1 protein-coding gene is annotated in these 1,071 nt (G+C 74.3%); it reads right to left on the reverse strand.

Features of this window, described 5'->3' with window-relative positions; all coding sequences use genetic code 11:
• Positions 1 to 1,071, reverse strand: a 1,071-nt coding sequence (locus tag ACIPSC_RS39065) for a condensation domain-containing protein (RefSeq protein WP_400835193.1), incomplete at both ends; no start/stop codon positions are given.

Here is a 1,071-nt window from a genome sequence, read left to right on the forward strand (position 1 = left end):
GCGCCGGTCAGCTCCTGGCGCTGCCAGTGCGCGAAGTCCGCGTACTGGACGGGGAGCGCGGGGAGCGCGTCACCCGCGTAGAGCGCGCCCAGCTCACGGACCAGCACGCCCAGCGACCAGCCGTCCGAGACGATGTGGTGCAGTGCCAGGACGAGCAGGTGGTCCTCGGGACCGAGCCGCCAGGCCGTCACCCGGACCAGCGGGCCGGCCGCCAGGTCGAACGGGCGGTGCAGTGCCTCGGCGGCCTGCCGGACCGCGTCGCCGTACGGGTCGTCGAAGCCGCGCAGGTCGTGCCAGGCGGCGGTGACGTCCGGTGCGGCGGCCACCCGCTGCACGGGCTCCGCGCCGACCAGCGGGAAGGTGGTGCGCAGCGACTCGTGACGTGCGGCGAGCTGCCCCAGCGCCCGGTCCAGGCGAGCCGGGTCGAGCTCGCCGTCGACGCGCCAGGCCAGGGCGGCCGTGTAGTCGGGGGCCTCGGGGGCGAGCCGGTGGAGGAACCACAGGCCCTCCTGCGCGAAGGAGAGCGGGAAGTCGCCGCTGCGGACCATGCGGGCGATCTGCGGCTCGGGGCGCGACGGCGCGGCCGGCAGGGCGGCGGCGAACTCGGCGATCGTCGGCCGCTCGAAGAAGAGGCGGACGTCGACGGGCCGCTCCAGCGCCTTCGTCAGGCGGGCCACCGCCAGGGTGGCGAGGAGGGAGTGGCCGCCGAGGTCGAAGAAGTTGTCGTGGATGCCGATCCGGTCGAGCTGCAGCACTTCCTGCCAGACGTCGGCGACGGCTTGCTCGGTGGCGTCACGCGGCGGTTCGTGGGCGCCGGCCGGCTCGGGCCGGTGGTCGTCCGGGTCGGGGAGGCGGGTTCGGTCGGTCTTGCCGCCGACGGTGCGCGGGAGTTCGTCCAGCGGGATGAACAGGGTGGGGAGCATGTACTCGGGCAGCCGCTCGGCGAGCCAGTCGCGGATTCCCTGGGTCGTGGTTCCGGGGGGTGTGGCGAGGTAGGCGATGAGGCGGTCGTTGTGGGTGGTGACGGCGGCGTCGTGGATGTGGGGGTGTTCGCGGAGGCGGGTTTCGATT

Source organism: Kitasatospora sp. NPDC090091, assembly GCF_044747365.1.
In the GTDB taxonomy this organism is placed as follows: domain Bacteria; phylum Actinomycetota; class Actinomycetes; order Streptomycetales; family Streptomycetaceae; genus Kitasatospora.